Here is a 21757-nt window from a genome sequence, read left to right on the forward strand (position 1 = left end):
GAACGTCTGTCCCGTTCAGCCGTTCAGTTCGTCATGCAGCGCGACGTATTCCTGCGCGAGCTTGTGCCGGGGCTCGAGATAAATCATCGGCCGCGCATGTTGATGACTTTCGCGAATCTTAACGGACGAAGAGATGTGCGAATCGAGCACGGGCAACTCTTCGGCGCGCAGTTCATCGACGAGCTTTTGCGGCAAGCTCGCGCGCGGCTGAAACTGATTGATGATGATGCCTTCGACCTTCAGGTCAGGATTGTGGTCGTGACGGATTTCCTGCACGTTTTCCAGCACGGAATACAGCGCGCGGCGCGAGAAGTCGTCGCAATCGAACGGAACGAGACAGCGTTCCACCGCAATCAAAGCGGAACGCGTGAAGAAATTGAGCGCGGGCGGCGTGTCGATATAAACGGCGTCGTAATTCGTCAGCCCTTTGAGCGCGTCACGCAGCTTATAGATCTTGTAGCGCGATTCCAGCTTGCTTTGCAGCGTGTCGAGGCTCGCGTGCGACGGCGCGATATCCAGATCCGCGAACGGCGTGGCATGAATGAACGAATCGAACGCCGGTTCGCGAAAGCTGTAACTCAATGCCGATTCGAAAAAGTTGACAAGATTGGGCTGCGCGTCCTGAGCGCCGGCGCCGAGCAAATACTGGCTTGCGTTGCCTTGCGGATCGAGATCGACGACGAGCGTGCGCAAGCCGCGCGATGCACTGATCGCGGCGAGATTGCAGACAATGGTGGACTTTCCCACGCCACCTTTTTGATTGAAGACGACACGTCGCATCGACTGGGCTTCTCCTGAATGTGAACGGGCGTTCGCGAAAGGACAGCATCATGCGCTGCATGCGCGAGCCCGGGGCGCAGCGTTATCGCCACGCGTGATAGTAGCGCATAGGTGTTTCGAGCCGGAAAAGCACCGCCTGGGCGGACAGCGCATTTGCGCATTTTCAAAGCCATCGGCAGCCGACTACACTAGATTAGCGGTGTCTCTGCCGCAGAAGGAGGTCGCGATGAAACTAGTCGACATGTTCAAGCGCGCAAGGCGGGGCGTCACGGTCAGTCACGCCAGCGACGCGGAGCCTCATCACGAGGAACACTCTGGCTCCATGCAGAAACAGGCCAGGAAGCTGTGGGACGCAGTCGGCCGCAGGCGCCATAAGAGTGCGAAATGGCATTAGCCACGGATGCGCCGGCGTCGTCGGATTGCATCTGCGATGCCGGTGTTCTCCTGTTCGTTACGCGATGCGGTTTTGCTCACCAACGCGCAACTTCCTGGCAGGTCAAGAACGCGGAAGTCATGCGCTCTGGGCGACCTTCCGCGCGCGACTTTCCGAATACCTCGCGATCAAGCCTCCGAGAAGTGCATTTTGCGTCGACGCGCGCAAGTTGGTGAAGCAAGCGCGTCCAATGGTTGCGTTGCGGTGTTGATCCGCTAACACTGCCCCCGCACCCTGCAGATCGATTCACTCCGGTCCCGCGATCTTCGCGCTCAACCCGGTTCAACAGCGCATCGGACTTCAGGCGCGCTTTCCGTCGCGCATACGACACCGCGCCGTAAAAGTATCGACCTAAATTCATAGGCAACTCGGAATGTCTTAACGCTACCGAGGTTTATAGCCCGAATCCTCACACACTGTAAGGCTGCTTGGCACCGACGCCAATCATGCCTATAACTACGTTTCAAGTGAAGTCGAAGGCCACAGGCAGAAGCCGATGCTTCGTGATCCACAGGCACGTTGAAGTGGTCAGCAGTAACCTGAATGGAGAGATTGCATGGCGGCACTCGTCGATCACCCCGCGATACTCTTTGCCGTGCTGCTTTTTATATTCATCGTCGCTATAGCCTCTGGCCTATTCGTCCTCCGGCGTGTTTCGCCCATGCGCGATGAGGAACGCGATGATTTCAACGTCGTCCAGGGAGCGACGCTCACCTTATTGGCCTTGATAATCGGCTTCAGCATTTCCATGGCGGTCAGCCGCTATGATCAGCGAAAGACGCTGGAAGAAGCCGAGTCGAATGCAATCGGCACCGAATACGTGCGAGCCGACCTCGCGGATCCGCATATCGGCAACATGATGAAGGCTGCGTTGATCCGCTATACACACTTGCGTTGGACGGAGTTCCAGACGCGTGATAGAGATGCGAGGAGACGTCTCGATGCCGAGACATCGGCGGTTCAATCGGAACTGTGGCAACTGGCGGCGCAGGTGGCAAAGGCTCAACCGACGCCTATCGGATCGCTCGTCGTGGCCGGCATGAACGACGTGCTGAATTCGCAGGACTATTCGGAGGCAGCGCGAATCAATCATATTCCGCTCGGCGCATGGGCATTGATGGTCTTGATCGCGCTGCTCGGATGCGCCGTTCATGGTTATGGCGCGAAAGGCAAGCGCCGCACCGTGCTGCTCATGACTATTCTTCCCGTGACGATTTCATTGTCGCTGGCGCTGATTGCCGACATCGATAGTCCTCGTGGCGGGATCATTCGCGTTCAGCCGCAGAACCTCACGCGGCTGCTTCATTCGCTGGAGAAGTGATAGACGGAATGAACCTGCGACAGCGGCGTTTTCGCGCCGCTGTCTCTCATACACTCGCGCTCACACTTGCGCCTGTCCGCCATCGGCAAATAATTCAGCACCGTTGACGAAGCTCGCGTCGTCCGAAGCGAGGAAGAGCGCGGCGGCGGCGATCTCGTTCGGGTCGCCGACGCGGCCCATCGGGATGCGCGATGCCAGGTAGTCCAGCAAGCCTTGCTGCTGCGTCGCGTCCGGGCCTGCGAGCTCGACGAGTCCGGGCGTCTTCGTCGCGCCGGGGCTGATGGTGTTCACGCGAATACCGCGATCCTTCAGATCGAGAATCCAGCTTCGAGCGAAGTTGCGAATCGCTGCCTTGGAGGCCGAATACACGCTGAATGCCGCCGTGCCTTCGATGGTCGTCGTCGATCCCGCCAGAATCACCGATGCGCCTTTCGACAGCAAGGGCAGTGCTTTCTGCACCGTGAAAAGCGTGCCTTTCACATTGCGGTCGAAGGTGTCGTGATAGTGCGCCTCGGTGATCTCGCCAAGCGGCAGCATGGAGCCGCCGCCTGCGTTGGCGAACAGCACGTCGAGCCGTCCTTTCTCGCCGCGAATCTGCTCATAGAGCGCGTCCAGCTGATCGAGCTTCGACGAATCGACGCGAACGCCCGTCGCGTTGTCGATGGACGCGACTGCTGCATCCAGTTCGGCCTGACGGCGGCCCGTGACATAGACGTGTGCGCCTTCTGCGGCGAAGCGTTTCGCGGTAGCGAGGCCAATGCCGCTCGTTGCGCCGGTCACGAGAGCGATCTTGCCTTCGAGCTTGCGTGCCATGATGTTTCTCCTTGTCTGCGTTCGGTTGAGTGTCGAGTCGTGAAGCGATGTGAGGAGAATATCGACGCACACGTCATTTCGAAATAGACTCGCCTGCAAACCATCCTTGCAGGAATGACATGACGAAATTTCCGGACTTCGAGGGACTGGCGATGTTCGCCAAGGTCGCCGAGGAAGGCTCGTTTGCGGCAGCGGCGCGGGCAATGGGCGTGTCGGTCGCAACGGTCTCCCGCGGCGTGGCGAGGCTGGAAGAGCGCCTTGGCGCACGGCTCTTGAATCGAACGTCGCGTCAGCTTGCGCTCACGGAGTTCGGCGGCACGATCGCGGAAAAGGCCGGCGACATCTATCGGCAAGCGGAGGAGGCCGAGAACGCCGCACGCGAAATGTCGGTGCAGCCGCGCGGACTCATTCGTCTCGCGGTGCCGATGTCGTTCGGTTTGCGATGGGTCGCGCCGCTGCTGCCGCAATTATTGCGCGCGTATCCCGAGATATCGGTGGATTTGCACTTGTCGGATGCGACGGTCGATATCGTCGCGCAAGGATTCGATGCGGCGCTGAGAATTGCTGCTTTACCCGATTCGTCGCTCATTGCCAAACGCCTTTGTGCGGTATCGCAGATGGTCGTCGCGTCTCCGGATTACCTAAGCCAATTCGGGCGGCCGATGCATCCGAGAGACTTGATCGGCAGACCGTGTCTCTCTTATGCTTATCGGGCGGGCACCGAGGTCTGGCGCTTCGTGAACGATGCGGGCGACGAGGAACCCGTCACGCCGGTCGGCCCCTTGCGCGTGACGAATTCCGATGCGCTGCTGCCAACGCTGCTCGATGGACTCGCCATCGCCGAGCTGCCCGAATTCATCGCGGGAGAGTATCTCGCCGATGGGCGGCTCGAAGCGATCCTCACCGATTGGCACTTGACGCGAGGCGGGCTGTATTTCGTCACGCCATCGGCGAGGGCGCGCCCCGCGAAGGTGACGGCCCTTGCCGACTTCTTTGCCGAACATCTCGCCGAACCTGCCTGGCTTTCGCCCCGAAACAAGGCGTCGTCGGAACCACGCACAACTGCCTGAATAACGAGGCTCAACGCGGACGTACCGTGCCGCCGTCGCCACTCATCAGCGAGTCCTCAACTCGCGCCTGATGAGTTTTCCAGTCGATGTCATTGGCAACGACTCGCGGTATTCGATGACGCGCGGATATTCGTGCGCCGCGAGACGCGTACGGACATGGTCTTGCAGTGCTTTCGTCAAGTCGTCGCTCGGCGCAAAGCCGTCGCTCAGGACAACACACGCCTTCACGATTTCCGTCCGCTCGGAGTCCGGCACGCCGACAACGGCCACTAGCCGAACGGCGGGGTGCCCCAACAAACAATCTTCGATGGGTCCGGGCCCGATGCGATAACCTGCGCTCGTGATGACGTCGTCGTTGCGACCCACATAGTGAATGAAGCCCTCGGCATCCATTCGGCCGAGATCGCCTGTGAGCAGATAGTCGCCCGCGAACTTCTCCGCTGTCGCCGAGGGATTGTTCCAGTAGCCGAGGAACATCACAGGGTCCGGCGCCTTGATCGCGATATTGCCGATCTCACCGACCGGCTGCACGATGCCGTGGTCGTTCACCACGCGCACGTCATGTCCCGGCGCCGCGCGTCCAATCGCGCCGGGGCGAGTCGCAAACCAGTTGCCGCATGACGAGACGACCATATTGCACTCCGTCTGGCCGTAGAACTCGTTGATCGTGATGCCCAATGCGTCCCGGCCCCACGTCAAGAGCTCGGTGCCTAAAGACTCTCCTCCGCTTGCGACGGACCGCAGTCGCAGATTCCATTGTTCACGCGGCGTCTTCTCCGTACGCAGCATCTTCAGCGCCGTGGGCGGCAGAAATACGTGCGTCACGCCGTGACGACTCATCAGGTCGAATGCCGCTCGCGCATTGAATTTGTCGAAACGGCGCGAGACGACAGTGGCGCCGTGATGAAGCGCAGGCAGGAGGACATCGAGCAGACCGCCGATCCATGCCCAGTCCGCGGGCGTCCAGAACACGTCCGTCTGACTTATCGTCCCTCCATGCGACATCTCGACACCCGGAAGATGCCCGAGCAGGACGCGATGCGCGTGCAATGCGCCCTTAGGCTTGCCCGTGGTGCCTGACGTGTAGATGATGACGGCGGGATCATTCGCTTGAGTGGCCACGGGCTCGAATACGTCCGTTTCCGCTGCAAGCGCCGCGTCGAAGCTCTCCGCTGCGGCGCTCGCATCGGGCTGCGCGCCCGTGACGAGCACGGTGCGCAGGGCCGGCAACCGGTCTCTGATACCGGCGATCTTTTGCGCTCCGGCTGCATCGGTGACTAGCACGCTGGCTCCGCTGTCCCGCAGACGAAACTCCAGGGCTTCTTCCCCGAAGAGCGCAAACAGCGGAACAGAGGTCGCGCCGAGCTTGAACGCTGCGATGTGCGCGATCGCCGTCTGCGGCGACTGCGCGATGAGAATGGCGACTCGACTGCCTTTCACGATGCCACGCGCGCGAAAGCAGTTTGCCGCCCGATTGCTCTGGCTGCGGAGTTCGGCGAAAGTCATTCGTTCGATGCTGCCGTCGCGATGCTCGTGGATCAAAGCGGTGTCGTCGGGACGTGAAGCCGCCCACTTGTCGCATACGTCCACGCCGATGTTGTAATGCTCCGGAATAGCCCAGCGAAAGCCACGGACCGCAGCTTCATAACTGGAATCGTTGGACAGCATGGGCGGGCTCCTTGAAAGTGTCGTTGTTATGACGTGCACGGTTCACACATCCGATGCGCGCACGTGTTGCGATGCAGCGAACGGGACCGCGTTGTCGCGTGCGTCCATTCTGCCAGCGTATCGCACCGTGTCGAAGCATGAGTCACATCGAGCGATGACGCTTGCTCGCGAAGCGGCGCACACCGAGCATCAAAAGATTTGCGCGCGTTGCATTGATGCACCGTGTCACTAGCGATATGCTTGAACCGTTCGCGGTCGTCGAATGCAAGTCAACCGGAGACAACGGCTTGGTCAAGCGCGCATGGATTTACTCCTGCTTGTTCGCCTTGAGCGCGGCGCTTTGGGGGTGCGGCAAGAACGGCTCGCAAAACGCGACTCAAGAATCCGGCTCGGCCGCGAGTCAGGCGCCTGCGCAAGCCAGCGGCGCGAGCGGGACTTCGGCTGCATCGGGCGCGCAAGAGCACGGCACGTTGCAGACCATCACGAAGGCGCAGTTGCCGAGTGAAGCCGCCGAGACGCTGCGTCTGATTAAAGCGGGCGGCCCCTATCCGTATCGCGACGACGGTGTGCTGTTTCGCAATAGCGCGTCGTTGCTGCCGCAGCAGGCACGCGGTTACTACCACACTTACACCGTTCGCACGCCGGGTTCGGCGGATCGCGGACAACGCCGCATCGTGTGCGGCGGCGCGCGCAGGCAGACGGGCGAGTGTTATTACACCGACGATTACTACGCGAGTTTCAAACGGATCTCGGAGTGACGCGAGGCAATTGCAAGCGTCGCGGTGCGTGGGGAGAGGTCCGGCTATGCTCTCTCATAGGTGGTTTGCGCATTTATATTTGGAAGTACGAATCAATATCGGGCGATATGTTCGGACCACGGTTAATAGGTTCGCCCGCTCCGCCCAGCAGTAAGTTCGAACGCGCGGGCCGCACCATGAATGTCTATGCAGCGCACGCACTGAGGAAGAAATAATGATGATAACTTTATATATGCCGATGCCGCGTAACGTGTTTCCGCTGATCCGCAACGCGCGCATTGAGCAAGACGGCGAACGAGTTATCGATGCCGCTAGCCGGAGGATTGATTGATGTCGTCCGATCTGCCCAATGTCACGCTTTCATTACTGGACACGCCGGACCTGGACAAGCTGGAGCCGCGCGCCGTTTCGACCCATGCGCCGCGCGTATTGCTGCTCTATGGCTCGTTGCGGCCGACTTCATACAGCCGCCTGCTGACGCTGGAAGCCGAGCGCATTCTTCAGCACTTCGGTGCGGAGACCAAAGTCTTCGACCCGCATGATCTGCCGATCGCCGACAGCGTTCCCGGGGATCATCCGAAGGTGGTCGAGTTGCGCAAGCTGTCCGAGTGGTCCGAGGGGCAGGTCTGGTGCAGTCCTGAGCGGCATGGCACGTTGACCGCCGTGTTCAAGAATCAGATCGACTGGCTGCCGCTCGAATTCGGCGGCATCCGTCCGACGCAGGGCCGCACGCTTGCCGTGATGCAGGTCTGCGGCGGGTCGCAGTCGTTCAATGCGGTCAACGCGCTGCGCGTGCTCGGCCGCTGGATGCGAATGGTGACGATCCCGAACCAGTCATCGGTGGCGAAGGCGTATCAGGAATTCGATGCGGATGGGCGCATGAAGCCGTCGCCGTACTATGACCGCGTCGTGGACGTCATGGAGGAGTTGTTCAAGTTCACGCTGCTCGTGCGCGACCGTTCAGAGTACCTCACGGACCGCTATAGCGAACGCAAGGAACGGGCGCCCGCAGTGGCCGCGACGCTCGCCAACGCCGCGATGAACCACGAGCGCGATGCGAAGACCGCAGACAGCGACGACGGCGAAGTCGAATAAGCGCGCGGGCAGGGCGCTGCGGGAAAGCTGTTATCGAGGCGCTAGCGCGCTTCTTGTCCGCCCTCGATCAAGACTCATGCAAACAGACATGAACTCGCCGGCCTCAGGTCGACAGCGCACCGCAACCGAGATTTTCGCCGTATTCCTCAAGCTGGGACTGACGTGCTTCGGCGGTCCGATCGCCCATATCGGCTATTTCCGGCGGGAATTCATCGAGCGGCGGCGCTGGCTCGATGACGAATCGTTCGCGGACCTCGTGGCGTTGTGCCAGTTCCTGCCGGGACCGGCGAGCAGTCAAGTGGGCTTTTCCGTCGGGCTGCTTAGAGGCGGGTGGCGCGGAGGACTCGCGGCGTGGTGCGGTTTCACGCTGCCCTCGGCGCTCTTGCTCGTTGCGTTCGCCGCCGTCGCTCCCGATCTCGGTGGCGCGGTGGGCGCGGGTTTCATGCATGGGCTGAAACGGGTGGCGGTTGCCGTGGTGGCGCAGGCTGTCTGGGACATGGCGCGGCGTCTGTGTCCGGACCGCCGTCGCGCGGCTATCGCACTCGCGGCGATGGTCTTGCTGAGCGTCCTGTCGACCGTCTACGCGCAATTGATCGTGATCGCGCTCGGGGCGGGGCTCGGGTTCATGTTCTGCCGGAACACATCGTTGCAGAACGCCGCGAACAGCCCGCAAGCGCACGTGCGGGGATTTCGCGTGTCGCGCACGGCAGGCGCCGTCGCGTTGACGCTTTTTTTCGTGCTGCTCTTCGGCCTTCCGGCGATCGTGCGTTTAGGCGCGGGCCACGGCGTGAGCGTGTTCGACGCGTTCTACCGGTCCGGCGCGCTCGTCTTCGGCGGTGGACACGTTGTCCTGCCGCTTCTGCAACAGCAGACCGTCGCGACAGGCTGGGTGAAGTCGAATGATTTCCTGGCCGGCTACGGCGCCGCGCAGGCAGTCCCCGGCCCGATTTTCACGTTCGCGGCCTTCCTCGGCTGGATGATGGCCGAAGTGCCGAACCACTGGAGCGGGGCGCTATTGGCGACGGTGGGCATCTTCTTGCCGGGGCTGTTGCTGGTCGTCGCTGCGTTGCCCTACTGGCAGGCGATGCGCGCCCGTCCGTCGATGACGGCAGTGCTTTCCGGCGTGAACGCGGCGGTCGTCGGCTTGCTGGCGATGGCGCTTTACTCGCCGGTGTGGATCAGCGCGGTGAAGTCCGGAAGCGATTTCGCCGTGGTCAGTGTGGGCTTTCTCTTGCTCACGCGGTGGAGGGTCGCGCCGCTGGCGGTCGTCGGGTTGTGCGCGCTGGCGGGTGTTGGTGAAGCGGTGTTGCGCGGCGGCGCGTGAAGGGAGGCGCGGGGCGGCAAGCGACCATCACACTGACGCGCCGCCGGTGCGCGTTCAACCAGCCAGCACTTCGCCGATGCCGCTCCCGCGAGCCTCAGCGAAGCCCCTTCACGCCCACGCCCTCAATTCGCCAGCGACAGATACGGCGAACTGAACGCCTGCGGCGGGAAAACCGCCTGCACGCCGCCCTGACGCGTGAAGCTGTAGCGCACATAAACGGCGGCGAGCCATTCGCGATACTGATACGCGTTGCCGAACGATGCCGTCGCGCCGAACGCGAGCTGCGGCGCGAGCTGATATTCGCCCGTCGCGTTGAGCGAGTACGACACGCCCGTCTTGCTGGAACCGGGATAAACCGCGCCCGCGTCCGGATTGAGCGGCGAACGCGCAGCCGCTGACTGCCGCGCGCCGTCGGTCGGGAAGTAGTTCGACGCATCCTGCCGGTAATGCTGCACGCCGATCGATCCCTTCACGTCATAACTGAACATCCCGAGCCGGCCCATGTATTCGACCGGAAAGTTCAGGATCACGTACTGCTGCGGGCTGAAGTAGCCGCCCTGTCCGTAGGTGAAGTACGAGAGGTTCTTGTCGTAATGCATCAGCGTGGTGTTCGCGCCGATGGTGAGCGTCTGATCGGCATCCTTGATGATGCGCGTATAGATGCCGCCGCCACCCTTCACCGCGTTGTTCGTCGCGACGTTCTTGCCGTCGATGAACTGGTAGGCCGCGTTCACGTAGACGCCGTTCGTGCTGTCGTCCCAGCCCAGCGCGGCGCGCGCACCGCTCGATGTCACGCCGCCCCATTCGAGCGCCGCGCCTGCATCGCGGGCGCCGGCATAGGACAAGAGGCTGTCGGTGACGGCGCGCCGCGCGATGGCGAGCGAGTACGACACCTTGTCCGTGATGGCGTTCTGATACTGCAGCCCGCCGACGACGTTCGTTTCGCGAAATCCGAGCGGCGTCGTGCCAACATCGGCCTGAATGTTGCGGGTTTCATAGCCGACGGACAGGCCCACGCCCGACGCCGTCTGCGAGCCGAAATCGTTGGTCAGATTGACGATGTTCGTCGCCGTGCTCGGGTTGTTGCTCGCGCCCGCGCCGAATCGCGCGAGCGCGTTGTTTGTGCTGCTCGCCGTGCCGGCATCGAGCGTGGCGGGCGTCGCGCGCACGACGATATGTCCGTTGCCCGCCTTGATGCGGCCTTCGATCGGCGCCTCGATGTCGGTCAGGTTCGATAGCCCGTTCTCGCCGTCGCGATTGCGGAACAGCACCCCGCCCGTGATCGTGCTCGCCTGCTCGCGATTGATCGCGGCCAGTTCTTCCGCGACGCCCACGGTCTGCGGATTTACGATGGGCGCGGGCGATCCCGAGGCGCCCATCGATGCCGCCGTCGCCGCGCGCTGTGCGCCTTGCGGCTGCGCGGGATAGTAGGGCTGCGCGTAGCCAGCGGGCGGCTGCGGAACGTAGGGCTGCTGGGGGTACTGCTGTTGCGGGTACGGTTGTTGATAGGGCTGCCGATAATCCTGCTGTCCGTACGCGTACGGATCGGCGCGACGCACGTTGTTCGCCGCGCTCTTTCGCGTCGCAGTGCGCTTGCCGGCCGGGGCGCTCGCGGCTGCTTGCGGTGCGTAGGCGCTGGCTTGCGCATCGCGGGCGGCGGGGGACATCGGCCACGGCGAGCTTTCGTAGCCGTCCGGCGCTGACTGGTAAGCGGGAGCCTGCTGCGCATACGGCTGATACGCTGGCGCTCGCTGATAACTCTGCGCGGGATATCCGGGCGCATCCTGTCCGGGATACGGCTGAAGCGGCGCGCCCGATTGCGCCGCGCCGTAGCCGTCGGGTCCGTAGCCGTTGCCGTAAGCCGGTGCTTGCGGCACGTAGCGAGCACCCGATTGCGCCGCGGCGTAGCCGTTACCCTGAGCCGATGCGGGCGGCGCGTAGTAAGCGCCCGACTGCGCCGCGCTGTAGGTATCGGGGCCGTAGCCGTTCGCGTAAGCAGGTGCGGGCGGCGCGTAGCGAGCGCCCGATTGCGCTGCGGCGTAGGTATCCGGCCCGTAGCCATTCGCATAAGCCGGTGCTTGCGATTGCGCCGCGCCGTAACCGTTGGCGTAAGCGTGTGCGGGCGGCGCGTAGCGAGCGCCCGATTGCGCCGCACCGTAGCCGTCAGGGCCGTAGCCATTCGCGTAAGCCGGTGCGTTCGGCGCAACATAAGCGCCCGACTGCTCCGATCCATAACCGCCGCCGCCATATCCGCCGCTCTCGCGCCGTCCGCCCGCTTGTCCTGTGCTATCCGATGCACCGCCATAACCGCCGCTCGTCGCGGAGCGAGGCGCGCCGGACGGTGCGCCGGGTGTCATCGACGGAACCGCATTCGGAACGGCATAAGGCGCTGAATAAGGCGCGACATAAGGCGCAGGATCAGGCTGATTGGGCGGCGGATAGGACGGCACGGCTTGCTGATAGCTCTGAGTGGTGACGGGCCGATACGCGCCTACGTTGTTACCGATGCGCGGCGACGAGACCGACGCCGCCGCAGTCGCAACGACGGCGGTCTTGCCCTCGAACGGATTGGTGCCCGGCAGCGGCATCGAACCGATGCGGTTCATCGCGGCCTGCCAGTCGCGCGGCACGCGATCGCTTTGACTTGCCGCGCGCGCCATCGCAGGCGTGCTGGCCGCGACGAGTGAGCGTTGCAGGAACTGCGCGGCGAGGTCGAGCTTGCCTTCTGCGCGATACATCCGCCCGATGGCGGCAAGCACGCCCGGATCGTTCGGCGCGGCCTCGTACGCCTGATGCGCGAGCGATTCCGCCAGCTTGAAATCGCGCACGCCGCTGGCCGCCGACATCGCCGAGGTCTGCAACGCGACATCGTCCGGCCGACGCGCGAGCGCGCTTCGATAGCACGACAACGCATTGCGGTCGTCGCCCGCCGAGGTGTACATGCGGCCAAGCGCCGCTTGCAGATCGGGGTTGTCGGGCGTCGCGGCGAGCCACGGCGCGATCACGTCGTACGCGGCGGCGAGGTCGCCCTGCTTGCGCACCGCATCCGCCTGCGCGATCACGATTCCCACGTTCAGATCATCGAAGTCGCGCCGCTGCTGCGTGCTGAGCTGCGTCGCGGCGAGACGGCGCATGACGAAGCCGAGTTCGGCATCCTGATGCGTCGCCGACAGAACGCCCGCGTATTGCAGTTGCAGGCCGACATCGCCCGGCGCATTGGCCGTCGCGCCGCGAATCAGCGACAGCGCGCGCGACGGATCGCCCGCCTTCACGTACGCCGACGCCACCGCGCCCATCAGTTCCGCGTTGCCCGCCGCGACCGGCTCCGCGCGGCGCAGGATCGCGAACGCCTGCTGGGTCTGACCGGCAGCGGCGGCGCGCGTCGCGAGTTCCGCCTGCTGATGCACCCACAGGCGATGCTGTAACGCCGTCATCGCGGACGTGCGCTTCGCCTGCGGCACGCGATCGAGCTGCGCGAGACCGGCGGACCAGTCCTGCGTTTCGGCGGAAAGCAGCGCGCTCGCGTAGAGCGCGTCGGTCATGTCGGGATGCGTGGCGAGCAGGCCATCCATCATGCTGCGCGCATTGCCGACCGCGCCCTGACGCACGTAGATGCGCGCGAGGTCGAGCCGCAGCCACGGATCGTCGGGCAGGTTGAGCAGCGCGTCTTCGAAAAGACTGCGCGCCGTGCCGAGATCGCCGCGCGCTTCGGCGGCGCGCGCCTGCGCGGCCTGCGCTTGCCCGCGCAGCGTGTTGATGCCGCCGGCCTTCGCCTGCTGTTCCGTGTTGAGCTTGTTGGCGAATTCGAGCGCCTCGTCGCCGCGGCCTTCCGCGGCCAGCGCGCCGACCAGCCCGCGAATGGCATCGGGATTGTCCGACTGGCGGCGCAGCGCCATGCGATACGCGGCTTCCGCGCCGCGCGGATCGCCGTTCGCAAGCAGCATTTCGCCGAGCAGCACCTGGGCGGTGACATCGGACGGATTGATCGCGATGGCGCGCTCGAACAGCGCCTTCGCCTGCGCGATCTGGCCATTGCTGCGCGCGCCGATGGCATCGCTCGTATAGGTCCAGTACGTCGCGCTCATGAGCGCGTCCTTCCAGCGCGCCGCATTGCCGGCCCGCGATGCGCGTTCGAGGTACGAGCGCGCTTCCCCGAAATGCTCCTGCTTTAGCTCCGCGACGCCCGTGCCGCCGAGCGCGTCGGCGTCGTTCGGATCGCTTGCCAGCACCGACGAAAAGCGCGCGCGCGCCGTCACGAGATCGCCGCGATCCAGCGCGGCGAAGCCTTCCGCGACAGTGCGCCCGCGCGCATCGACGGCGGCGTCGGCCTGTGCGCGTTCGCGGGCGGACTTGTCCTGCTGCACCATCGAATCGAAGCGGGCCTTCACGGCGGCATCGCCCGGCGAGACTTGCAGATACGCCTGATAAAGCGGCGCATCCGATGCACGCGCCCCGAGCCACAACAGCGCCTGCCGCCAGCTTTTTTTAGCCTCCGCGCCGACCGTACTGTCGCCCGACAGCTTCGCGAGCCGTGCGATGCCGTCGCGCCGCGTCGTGTCGCGGTACGTCAGATGCTGCGCATACGCGAGCTGATAGCGCGGATCGTCGGGATTCTGGCGCGCGAGTTGTTCGAGGCCGCGACGCCCCTCGTCCCAGCCTTGCGGCGTGGCGGCGAGCGCCTGGTAATACTCGAGCTGCAATTCGGGCGTGGCGGGCTTGCCTTCGATCGCGCGCTTGTATTCCTGCACCGCCGACGCGCTTTGTCCGCTTTGCGCGAGGCGCCGCGCGTCGTTCACGGTCTGGTCGCGAGAACTGGTTTCGCCGAGACGCCGGCCCAGTTCATCGATATTCGGATAGTTCGGCGCGGCCTGACGCAACTGCGCGAGGTATTGCTGCGCGCCGCTGCCGTCCTTGCGGTCGGCGAGCACCATGCCCATGCCGAACAGCGCATCCGGCTGCTTCGGATTGATGCGCAGCACTTTCTGCCACGCCTGCTCCGCGAGGTCGCCGCGCTTGTGCGCCTGCCAGTATTTGCCCTGATCGATGAGCACGGTGAGCGGATCGGTCGTCGCGGCCTGCGCGAGGGCCATCGCCGGCGCGGCGCACAGGAGCGCAGCGATCACGCGTTTGCGAGTCCGGATCAGCATGCGCTTCTCCAGGTCGGCACGAGCCGGCCGTTTTCGTCGAAGCGATAGCGCCCGTCGATGAAACCGCCGCCAAAAAGCCCAAGCACGCGGTCGTAGTAGACCGGCTCGCGGCCCGCGCCCGGCGGCGCGGCCAATGCTTCGAGATGCGTGCGCGCGAGCCCGAGGCCGCGTTCGTCGTTCAGCGCCTTGAAGTACGGCGCGAGCGCGCCCCAGTACGAGAGCGGACCTTCGCCGCTCGCCGCGCCGCTCATGGTCGACACTTTCTCGGGCGCAAAGCCCGTTTGCGCGACGCTTTGGCGCATGCCGCCGAGCGCGTCGAGCCACGGACGCGCGAGCGGATCGCTCATCGACGCCATGCCGGCCCACAGATAGACGCGGATCGCATCGTAGCTGCCGACATCGCCGTTCTTCGGATCGACGACGAACTGGCCGTTCGCGCCTGCCTGATACGCCGCCCAGTCCGGCGCATAGCCGCGCGGCGACGTGACCCGGATCATCTTCGCGGCGTTCTGCGCGAGCTTCGTCCACGGGCCGTCGGGCATCTCATGCGCGAGGCCGCGCAAGACCGGCAGCGGCAGATAGCTCGGATTCAGGCGCGTGACATTGCCCGTGCGAAAGCCTTGCGGTCCCGGCAGCAGCATCGGACCGAGGCCCGGTAGATCGACGACTTCCTGCTTCACGATCTGCGTCGCGAGTGCGTAGGCGAGCTTCGTGTACGCCGGCTCTTTCCAGAGGCGGCCGGCCTGAAAGAGGTCGTAGGCGATCCACAGGTCGGAATCGGAGGCGGAGTTCGCATCCATCACGCCGAACGAGCCGTCCTGCCGCTTGCCCCATTGCCACCCGGGCAGGCGCAGGCTGGCCGCATCGAACTGGTTGGCTGACAGGTTCGTGCGCGTCCAGTTGAGCACGCGGTCGAACGTCGCGCGGTCGTTCGCGACGAGCGCGAAGAACATCGCGTAGGACTGTCCTTCGGACGTGGTTTGCTGCGTGTCGGTCGAGCGGTCGATCACGCGGCCGTCGGCCTGCACGACGCGCTCGACGAAGAGGCGATACGCGGGCCAGTCGCACGGCTGCGCGGCCTGCGCGCCGGTGGCCGCCGCCGCGACGACCGCGCCGGCGCAGAGTTTGGCTGTCGATAGCCGCATGTCAGTCCCTCAGACGCCGCGCGGCGATGGAGCGCAGCGCGCGATAGAACAGGGCGGCGATGATGAGCGAGGCCAGCAAGCCCGCGACCACCAGCAGCAGCGGGTGCGACGACAGCGCCCAGCGCATGTAATGCATCGGCGACAGATGGCCGACGTAATACGCTTCGCCGTTCGACGTGACCGTCACCGTGCGGCCGTGGATCACGGCCATCGCGCCTTGAATCGACGGCAGCAGGTCGTTGTCGAGCAGGGCGGCCGAGAGATCGGCATCGGACTGGCCCGCCGCGCTAATGAGCGCCACCGCGCTGCGCCCGCTCTTGAGCGGCGATTCGAAGCCGGTCAGGAGCGCGTCGCCGCTCGAACTCACGAGCGAAAGGTCCGCCCGCGCGGGCGAGCGTTCCGGGCCTTGCTCGCCATGCCACCAGTCGACGAGCTTGAACGCGACGTCCGACAACTGGAAAGTGCGCGCGTCGCCGTCGCCCGAGAAGGGCATCTGCTTGGCCCAGCGTTGCAGCAAAGGCTGGCGGCCCGGCGAGCCGAGGATCAGCAAGTCCTTGTCGGCGAAGCGGTCGACATCGTTCGCGCTCGTCACGGTCACGCCCGTCACCGGATAACCCGTCGATGCGCCCATGCGGCCCATTTCGAGCAGATACAGGCTGTAGTCGGCGGAGTTCGGCTCGTTCGGCAGCACGACCGCCGTCTCTGAAAGGTCAGCCATGCGCGTGAACGGAAAGCCGCCGTTGGCGAACGCGGCCAGATCGGGCAGCGCCATGTAGTGCGGGAAGCCGGACAGGTCGATGGTCGAATTCGGATCCACCGCGCCGACGACGTTATCCAGCACGCGGCCCTGGCATTCGCCGGTCTTCGGAATGTCGTAGTAGAAGTGCAGGCGCAACTGCGCGCGCGGCGTGATGAGGAGCGGCGGCAGAAAAACCTCGCGGCGCGCGGCAACGGTCTTGTCCGGCAGCACGCGGCTGAAATACGTGGCGAGATCGAACGTCGACGTGGACACGGCCGGAATGCGCAGCGACTGCACGAAGCCGTTGTTCACGCTGATATTGAGCGACGAACGGTCCGGCGCCGGCCGCACCGTATAGCGATAGCGAAGATCGACAGGCACGCCCTTCGTCTGCCACATGAAGAGATCGGGCGGCACGCGCAGGTTCACGCGCACGGCGTCGGCGTCGTAGCCTTGCGCGGTCAGATCGCGCGCTTCCGCCAGTTCGCCGAAACGCACGGGGCGTTCCGTCGGCAGCCAGTTCGGCGCGTCGTACGGGCGGCGGGGTTGCAGGTCGTTGAACTGCGTGATGGTCGCGCTCGTGCCGGAGAGCGCGTTCTGGCCGACGCCCAGCGCCTTCGCGGCGGTCTTCAGCTCGTTGTCGTCGCGCCCGAGCACGAGCAGCAGACGCCCACGCGCGTTCGCGTCGCGTTCGACGAGCGCGATCGTCGGACCGGAGACCGGCGGGATAGCAACGCCCGCGACTTTCGCATCGCCGACGGCGAACACGACGGCGTTACCCGACAGCGGCACGTTGTCGGTCTGCGCCGGGAAGATCGCGCCGCGATAGCCCGCGAGCGAGCCGAAGTACGACGCGACCATGCCTGCCGACTCCAGCGCGGCGAGACTAGGCTTGCCCGCGAACACGAACGGCAGTTCGAGGCGGCGCACGTCGCGGCGGTCGAAAAAGGGCAGCGGCAACGCGGCGAGATCGGGCTTGCCCGCAATCGACGCATACGTGAGATCGAGCGAACTCGCGTTGCTGACGGTCGCCCACAGCGTCGAGTTCGACGGGTCTTCGCACTGCTGCGTGTAATGCCCGATCAACTGCACGTTCAGGTGATTGAACTCGGTGATGAAACGCGGATCGATCGCCACGTCGCGCGCGACGAGCGTGCCCGCCTGATCGTGCGGCACCGGCAGCGTCGCGGCCACTTCGCCGTTGATGAGCACCTTCAGTTGCGAGATCGACGGCAACAGCGACGGCGAATAGCTGTAGATCAGATGCAGGATCGCGCCGGTCACGACTTCATCGCCGCGCACCGAGAACGCGATGCCGTTCTGGCCGTCCGTGCCGCGCAGTTGCAGCGGATCGAGCGCGCCGTAATCGGCAAAGGTCAGCGTCTGGCGGCGGCCGCCGGGCACCAGCGTGCCGGGATCGGCGGTCGTCGGGATGCGCGAGGTGAGCGGGTTGTCGGGCCTGCCGGAGAACGCGGGAACGGGCATCGCGAGCGCCGGCTGCTGGATCGCGGCGGGGTTGTAGACGACGGCCGGACCGGGCGCGGGGACGGCGCCAACGCCGGTCGCCTGCTGCGTGCCGCCCGCCGGCGATGTGCTTTGCGCAGCCGCCGCGAGGGACGCGAACGGCGCCGCGAACGCGGTCTGCAAGGCCACGAAGACGGCCAATGCACGCGCGAAACGGGTTTCGCAAAAACGCGGCGCGCGCTCGCCCGTGTGTTTTTCGACGCGGAACTTCGACATACCCATGCCCATTATTGGTCTTTGGTTTTCAGCTTCTTCACATCGACTGGGCGCTTGTCCATCCAGCTACGAAGGTCGCCGTACAAATGCTCGAACAATCCCGCGATGCCGCGCGTGCCGACCAGCAGCACATGCGAGAGGCCGCGCAGCGGTGTATCCGGGCGGCGTCCCTCGGACCAGCCGGTCCAGGCATCCGCGCGCGCGAACGTCGTCTTGACGAAGTCGTATTCCTGGTCGCGCGTCAGTTCGGAGAAGCGCAGGCCGACGCGGCCCGGCTCGGTATAGCCGACGGTCGCGGGGAACGCGTATTCCTCGTCGCCGCGAAAGAGGGAAACGGTCACGCGCTCGTGCATCGGCACTTCGATCTTTGCCGGCAGCGCGACGCCCACGCCGCCTTCCGAATAGTCGATGGTCTCGCACGCGAGCGTGCGCCCGGTCGAGAACTTGAGCATGACGGGCATCTTCATCGACACGCGATGCGTCGCGCGCACCTGCTTGCGCTCGCTCGCCGCCGCCACCGACGCACCGAGAATCAGCATGTTGTAGATCGTCCAGCAGAGGTTGAGCAGCGTCGTGTTCACTTCGCTGCGCACGTGCCAGTTCATGCCTATATGCACGATGCCCGCGATGAAGCCGAGCAGGTTCAGCAGCAACAGAAAGAGATACGGCCGCGAGATGGTCCAGTCGAAGTAATCCTTCGCGATCTGGCCGCCCTTGGCCGTCACGTTGAACTTGCCGAGCTTCGGGTTGATGACCGCGAGCAGCGTCGGCGCGGTGATGTAGGACGCCAGCACCGACTCGTACACCTCGGCCCAGAACGAATGGCGGAAGCTGCGCTGCATGCGCGAATTCGTGATGCTCGCGTGCATCATGTGCGGCAATGCGAAGATGGCGATGGTGCTCGCCGCCGCTTCGATCACGTGCGCGCCGAAGAAGAGATACGACAGCGGCGCGGTGAGAAACACGAGACGCGGCACGCCATAAAAGAAGTGCAGCATGCCGTTGAGGTAACAGAGCCGCTGGCCGATCTTGAGACCCTTGCCGGTGAGCGGATTGTCGATGCGAAAGATCTGCGTCATGCCGCGCGCCCATCTGATGCGCTGCCCGATATGCCCGGACAGGCTTTCGGTGGCGAGGCCCGCCGCCTGCGGAATCGCGAGATACGCGGTCGTATAGCCGAGCCGATGCAGCTTGAGCGCGGTATGCGCGTCTTCCGTCACGGTTTCGACCGCGATGCCGCCGATCTCTTCCACCATCGAGCGGCGCAGCACCGCGCACGAGCCGCAGAAGAAGGTCGCGTTCCAGAGATCGTTGCCGTCCTGCACGAGGCCGTAGAACAACTCGCCTTCGTTCGGCACCTTGCGGAACGTGCCGAGATTGCGCTCGAACGGATCGGGCGAGAAGAAGTGGTGCGGCGTCTGCAGCATCGACAGCAGCTTGTCGCGCAGGAACCAGCCGAGGCAGACCTGCAGGAAAGAGCGCGTCGGAATGTGGTCGCAGTCGAAGATCGCGAGAAATTCGCCCTTCGTGATCTTCAACGCCTCGTTGATATTGCCCGCCTTCGCGTGCCGGTTATGCGTGCGGATCGTCCAGTTGACGCCGGCTTCCTCGCAAAACGTCTTGAATTCGGGGCGGCGGCCGTCGTCGAGCACGTGGATCGCGAGCTTGTCCGCCGGATAGTCGAGCGCAAGCGCCGCGTAGATCGTCGGCTTCACGACCGAGAGCGGCTCGTTGTAGGTCGGGATGAAGACATCGACGGTCGGCCACTGGCTGCGGTCGGCGGGCAGCGGCAGCGGCTTTCTTTTCAGCGGCCACGCGGTCTGAAAGTAACCGAGTAGCAGCACGAGCGACGCGTAGACTTCGGCCGCGACGAGCAGGAGGCCCCACGCGGCGTCGAGCGGGCGCTCCCAGTACGTCGTTTCGGTGAGACGCCAGAACATGTAGCGGCCCGACGCGACGATCGACAGCATGATCATCACGAGCGTCGCGTATTGGCCTTGCAGGCGCCGAAAGCCGAGCGCGCAGGCGAAGCAGAGCGTTGCGAACGCAAGCTGCTGGCCGAACGCGAGCGGCACCGTGACGACGAAGTACAGAGCGAACGCGGCGAACAGCGTGAGCGCGACGACAAGAATGCGGCTGCCCCAGATGCCTGCATCGACGAAACGTTCGAGCCGCGAAGTCGCGACGCTGACCTCGGTTTCAGGCGACGGGATCTTGGCGAAACTCATGCGAGCTTCCTCGACGAAGCGGCCATCGCATCGACGGCGGCAAGCAGCCAGTCGCCGCAGGCGCGCAGATCGGCGGCGGCTTGCGACAGCGGATCGTAGTGGATGGCCGTCGTGTCGCACGCGAGCGATTCGGACACGCCTTCGTCCTGATGGATGACGCCCGGGAACAGCTTCGCGCCGAGCATGTTGCGCAGCACCTTGAGCACGTCCTTGCTCAACTGCCGCGACTGATCGACCTGATTCACGACGTAGCCCTGACCCGCGAAGTCTGGACGCGGCGCGGCGTAGGCATCGACCATGCGCTCCATGCCGGGGATCGCCGCGTACGATGCCGCGTCCGCCAGCACCACGTTCAGCGCGAAGTTCGCCGCCGTGAGCGCGGTGCGCGTGTAGACGGACGAGCCCGGCGGCGTATCGACGATCACGATGTCGTTTGCATCCAGCGCGAGCGCATCGAGCGAACGCGCGAGCCACGACGGATCGCTATCGACGAGCGCCTCGAAGCGGCGGCGGTCGTCCTCGGTCACGGCGCCGTAGGGCAGCACGGTGACGCCGTCGACGCCGTCGAACATCACCGTTTGCCACGGATCGCGGCTAAGCGTCGCGCGCGAAATGCCGTCGATGCTGTCGAGCGGAATGCCGAAATGCAGACGCAGCGCGTTCTGCGGATCGAGGTCGAGCACGATCACGCGGCGATTGCGCGCGGCGAGCACCGAAGCGAGATTGGCGGCGAGCGTCGTCTTGCCGACGCCGCCTTTCGCGGAAACAACCGTGATGACTCTCATAGGCGTGGGAGGCGGCCGGCGCGCGTCGCGTGGCCCGCGCTTGCCTGCGTGTTCGTAGGTTCGTTGGCCGGGCGGCCGGCGTGGCGCAGGCGCTCGAAGACGGCATCGAGCGAATCCGCGGGTGCGTTTGTCGCGGGCCCGGCTTGCGGCTTGAAGAGCTTGCCGAGGATCGACTGCGGCGCGGCGGGCGCGGGCTTGGGCTCGCTCGGCGGCATGTGAGCAGGGGCGCGCCGCGCGGGTTCCGGCCTGAGCGTCGTGGCTTCGTGCGACGTCGGCGGAATCGGCGCAGCGGTGACGGAGGTTGAATCCGGAATCATTCCTGTCTCCGGCGACGCCAAATCGGCCGTCGCCGAGAAGCGAAATGCGCTCAGCGATTCCGCGGCGGGCGGATTGACGGGCGGAATCGTCCGGCGATGCGTACGCATGAAAAGCTGCCGCTTGCCGGGATGAATCGGCGTCGATGCGGGCTGAGCGTGGGCCGGTTCGCCCGACGGTCCGTTCGACAGCGCCGGCGCGTCGTGGCGTCGCGCGATCTCGGGAATCGCCGGCTGCGCGAAGTCGAGCGTCGCGAGCAGCGGCCAGCGGGTCCGGGCCGACTGCGCCTCGTTCTCCCGGCCGATTTCCTGATAATCGCCTGCGTTGCCGCCGAAATGATCGAACAGCTTCTCGATGTCGCGCGAATTACTCATGATGCCGCTTCCTCGTCGTGCC

The 21757-nt window shown here is 64.8% G+C and carries 14 protein-coding genes; 5 read left to right on the forward strand and 9 right to left on the reverse strand.

From position 1 onward, the window contains the following. Positions 1–15 precede the first annotated feature (15 nt). Positions 16–780 carry a ParA family protein gene (locus GV035_RS03450; RefSeq protein ID WP_159833400.1) on the reverse strand — a complete coding sequence of 255 codons (765 nt, stop codon included), beginning with the start codon at positions 778–780 and terminating at the stop codon, positions 16–18. A 989-nt stretch (positions 781–1769) separates the two neighbouring features. On the opposite strand from GV035_RS03450, the gene GV035_RS03455 reads away from it, so the two are divergent. Then, entirely contained in the window at positions 1770–2534 is a 765-nt protein-coding gene (locus GV035_RS03455; RefSeq protein WP_159833402.1) for a bestrophin-like domain, read from the forward strand. Between the two features lie 60 nt (positions 2535–2594). Here the strand turns inward: GV035_RS03455 and GV035_RS03460 are convergent, their stop codons facing one another. Then, positions 2595–3347, reverse strand: coding sequence for an SDR family NAD(P)-dependent oxidoreductase (locus GV035_RS03460; RefSeq protein WP_159833404.1), 753 nt, complete (start codon positions 3345–3347; stop codon positions 2595–2597). A 119-nt stretch (positions 3348–3466) separates the two neighbouring features. Here GV035_RS03460 and GV035_RS03465 point away from each other — a divergent pair, with 119 nt between their 5' ends. After that, on the forward strand, positions 3467–4417 hold the full coding sequence (locus GV035_RS03465) for a LysR family transcriptional regulator (RefSeq protein ID WP_159833406.1): 951 nt from the start codon (positions 3467–3469) through the stop codon (positions 4415–4417). Positions 4418–4462: 45 nt separating this feature from the next. Here GV035_RS03465 and GV035_RS03470 read toward each other — a convergent pair whose 3' ends face one another. Beyond that, positions 4463–6085, reverse strand: coding sequence for an acyl-CoA synthetase (locus GV035_RS03470; RefSeq protein ID WP_159833408.1), 1623 nt, complete (start codon positions 6083–6085; stop codon positions 4463–4465). A gap of 287 nt (positions 6086–6372) precedes the next feature. Here GV035_RS03470 and GV035_RS03475 point away from each other — a divergent pair, with 287 nt between their 5' ends. From GV035_RS03475 to chrA, 3 genes are all read left to right on the forward strand, one after another. After that, positions 6373–6843, forward strand: a complete 471-nt coding sequence (locus GV035_RS03475; RefSeq protein WP_236572412.1) for a ribonuclease — start codon at positions 6373–6375, stop codon at positions 6841–6843. A gap of 330 nt (positions 6844–7173) precedes the next feature. Further along, entirely contained in the window at positions 7174–7938 is a 765-nt protein-coding gene (gene arsH / locus GV035_RS03480) for an arsenical resistance protein ArsH (RefSeq protein ID WP_159833412.1), read from the forward strand. Positions 7939–8014: 76 nt separating this feature from the next. Further along, positions 8015–9262 carry a chromate efflux transporter gene (chrA, locus tag GV035_RS03485; protein WP_159833414.1) on the forward strand — a complete coding sequence of 416 codons (1248 nt, stop codon included), beginning with the start codon at positions 8015–8017 and terminating at the stop codon, positions 9260–9262. Between the two features lie 122 nt (positions 9263–9384). Here chrA and GV035_RS03490 read toward each other — a convergent pair whose 3' ends face one another. The 6 genes from GV035_RS03490 to bcsP are packed head-to-tail and all read right to left on the reverse strand — an operon-like array spanning position 9385 to position 21735. Next, positions 9385–14409, reverse strand: a complete 5025-nt coding sequence (locus tag GV035_RS03490; protein ID WP_159833416.1) for a cellulose synthase subunit BcsC-related outer membrane protein — start codon at positions 14407–14409, stop codon at positions 9385–9387. Then, positions 14403–15554 carry a cellulose synthase complex periplasmic endoglucanase BcsZ gene (gene bcsZ, locus GV035_RS03495; protein ID WP_159833418.1) on the reverse strand — a complete coding sequence of 384 codons (1152 nt, stop codon included), beginning with the start codon at positions 15552–15554 and terminating at the stop codon, positions 14403–14405. Before bcsZ ends, GV035_RS03490 begins: the two co-directional genes overlap by 7 nt. A 1-nt stretch (position 15555) precedes the next feature. Next, positions 15556–18045, reverse strand: a complete 2490-nt coding sequence (gene bcsB, locus GV035_RS03500; protein WP_159833420.1) for a cellulose biosynthesis cyclic di-GMP-binding regulatory protein BcsB — start codon at positions 18043–18045, stop codon at positions 15556–15558. Then, the gene (gene bcsA, locus GV035_RS03505) at positions 18045–20261 is read right to left on the reverse strand and encodes a UDP-forming cellulose synthase catalytic subunit (RefSeq protein WP_159833422.1); all 2217 of its coding nucleotides are present in this window, start codon (positions 20259–20261) and stop codon (positions 18045–18047) included. Before bcsA ends, bcsB begins: the two co-directional genes overlap by 1 nt. Further along, positions 20258–21046 (reverse strand): cellulose biosynthesis protein BcsQ, encoded by a 789-nt coding sequence (gene bcsQ, locus GV035_RS03510; RefSeq protein ID WP_159833424.1) that lies wholly within the window; start codon positions 21044–21046, stop codon positions 20258–20260. The genes bcsA and bcsQ overlap by 4 nt, the downstream gene beginning before the upstream one ends. Then, complete coding sequence (gene bcsP / locus GV035_RS03515; protein WP_159833426.1) at positions 21043–21735, reverse strand: cellulose biosynthesis protein BcsP; 693 nt, start codon at positions 21733–21735, stop codon at positions 21043–21045. The genes bcsQ and bcsP overlap by 4 nt, the downstream gene beginning before the upstream one ends. Between the last annotated feature and the right edge of the window lie 22 nt (positions 21736–21757).

The organism is Burkholderia sp. 8Y, assembly GCF_902506145.1.
Taxonomy (GTDB): Bacteria; Pseudomonadota; Gammaproteobacteria; order Burkholderiales; family Burkholderiaceae; genus Caballeronia.